General features: G+C 32.4%; 2 protein-coding genes. Both read left to right on the plus strand.

Annotation, left to right across the window (positions count from 1 at the left end; translation table 11 throughout):
* Positions 1-1287, plus strand: a 1287-nt coding sequence (locus ACT3RR_RS23005) for a DUF262 domain-containing protein (RefSeq protein WP_496201165.1), incomplete at its 5' end; no start/stop codon positions are given.
* Positions 1265-2413, plus strand: a complete 1149-nt coding sequence (locus ACT3RR_RS23010; protein WP_496201166.1) for a DUF3696 domain-containing protein — start codon at positions 1265-1267, stop codon at positions 2411-2413. The genes ACT3RR_RS23005 and ACT3RR_RS23010, both read left to right, overlap by 23 nt.
* The last annotated feature ends 158 nt before the right edge of the window (positions 2414-2571 follow it).

Consider the following 2571-nt stretch of genomic DNA (forward strand, 5'->3'; position numbering starts at 1 on the left):
GTTGACATGCCTTATATCACAGGAATTGATGATGGTAACAATGAATATTTATCTGCTGATGATGAAAATGAAGAAATAGATGAGTCATTAAACTTAATAAATATTCCAAGTATCCGTAGGCAAACACCTAGTTTCGCACTTTTATATGAACGTTTGCTGTATGATGAAATAGAAATTCAACCAGATTATCAGCGGAAAGATCGTATTTGGAGTGATGACAAAAAATCCAAATTAATTGAATCTATCCTAATGGGTTTGCCACTGCCAATTTTTTATTTTGGCGAGCGTAAAAACGATAATTGGGTTGTTATCGATGGACTTCAAAGATTAACGACAGTCCAAGATTTCATGCAAAATAAATTCCCTTTAAAGCTCGATGCTAGTTCTTCTGTATTGGATGCAAATAATCAGTACTTTAAAGATTTCAATAGGAATAATATTCGCGCAGTACGCGAATTCGAAATCACTGCATATGTAATAGATATTGAAGATCCTAAATCTAGTAAATTTATAACTGAACTGTTCCACAGAATAAACACTTATGGTGTCAAACTTAGTGATCAAGAAATACGTTCAGCCATTTATTTTGGACCAAGTGTTTTCTATTTAAAATTCCTTGCAACTAGAAAAATATTTATATTAGCGACGTCAAGTACTGTTAACCCTAAACGGCAAAAAGACCTTGAGTTATGTTTAGGCGCTTTATCGTTCATCCTTAATGGATATAAGGATTTTCGAAATAATAGGTTTGATGATTTCTTGACATCTACAATGGAGTGGGTGAATAATCAAGGTAACAAAAAAGTTACTAAAGATAATGTAATTTCATTCATTTCAGAATCAACTATTCTTGCAACTCTTACAAAAAAATTTGAACAAAGCTTGAAATTTTGTCACGAAATATTTGGGAGAGATGCATTTAAAAAAGTAAGAAAGTCTAGCAAAAAAGATCCAATAAGTAAGCCTCTGTTTGAAGTTCTTATTTCAATTTTTGCTAACGCCTCAGAAGAGCAGAAAATAAAAATAATAGAAAATAAAGAAGCTTTTATAACTCTTTTTTATAATGCAATTAAAGATGACTCAAATAATTACTCAACCTGGATCAGTCAATCTTACATCGATACTAACCGAGGTTTACAATATGCAATATCGAGCTCAACAGGTAAACGAGTAACTATTCTTTACCGATTTGAATCAATCCTTAATATTATAAAGCAAACAACAGGTTGTGAAATTAATATCGACCCTTTGAAGGAGCAGAATAATGATCACGCAAATAACCCTTAAAAACTTTAAATGTTATCAAGACCAATTATTTAATTTTGGAAAGCTTACTGTATTTTGTGGAAATAACTCAGTTGGTAAAAGCACGGCAATTCAAGCGATTGCAATACCATTTCAAAGCAAATTCTCTGAAAATGCAACCATCAACGGCGATTTAGTAACATTAGGTTCTTCAACAGACATTTTTTCTCGAAATGCAACTGATGGTGATGAAAGTCTTAATATAGAATTAGTTATACAAAACAGAAAAAAATATAATTTATCTTGGGGTTTCGATGACTTTAATGAACAAATAGAATTAAAAAATCATCTTATTTTTAAAAATAAAAATGTGAAAAATCTTCAATCCATATTTAAGCATTACTTTAAAAATAATGGATTCCAATTTATTGAAGCTGAGCGTTTCGGCCCTCGCGAATATCTTAATATTAATAGAACTGAATCCAGTATTAACTGGTTAGGTTCAAAGGGACAATACTCATACGAGGTCTACTCAAAGCTTGATGAAACAGGAATTAGACTTTCTGAAGATGATTTACGCACACATAGCGAAGCAGACAAGAACTCATCAATAAGAAGAAATATAAATTATTGGATGTCAGAAATTTCTCCTGGGTTCATTATAGAATCAGAAATAGTAAAAGAGGCAGGAGTTAGCTATGCTCAATTCCAAGCCTTTGGTTCAAGTAAAACTATTCCTCTCAATATGGGATTTGGACTGAGCTATGCCTTAAGCGTAGTAATAGCATTATTGGTTACAAAACCCGGAGGATTAGTTATCATTGAAAATCCTGAGGCCCACCTTCACCCTAGAGGACAAAGTTTTTTAGGACGCCTAATTGCCCTAACTGCACTTTCAGGTATTCAGGTCATAATTGAAACTCACAGCGATCATTTATTAAATGGCCTTAGAGTAATAGCTAGATTAAATAACAAATATAATGAGGGTGATTTTAAAGTTTATTATGTGTCCTCGACTGAGGATAATAAAAATAACGTAGAAACTATTGAAATAGGAAGTAAGGGTGAATTATCTAAATGGCCAGAAGGATTCTTTGACCAACAAGCATACGATATTAAAACGATCATAAAGGGAGAAGAGGTAAATAATATCGGAGTAAGAAAATGAAAAAATTCACTGCTTCAAACGTCTATATTACTCGGTATACTTGTAGCTCTCTATCAGTCGAAAGTAAATATGATGATATTATTACTTTAACCAAGAAGTGGCTTTGTTGAATAAATCGAACTTTTGCTGAGTTGAAGGATCAGATCACGCATCTTCCC

Source organism: Ewingella sp. AOP8-B2-18, assembly GCF_052376015.1.
Classification (GTDB): domain Bacteria; phylum Pseudomonadota; class Gammaproteobacteria; order Enterobacterales; family Enterobacteriaceae; genus Ewingella; species Ewingella allii.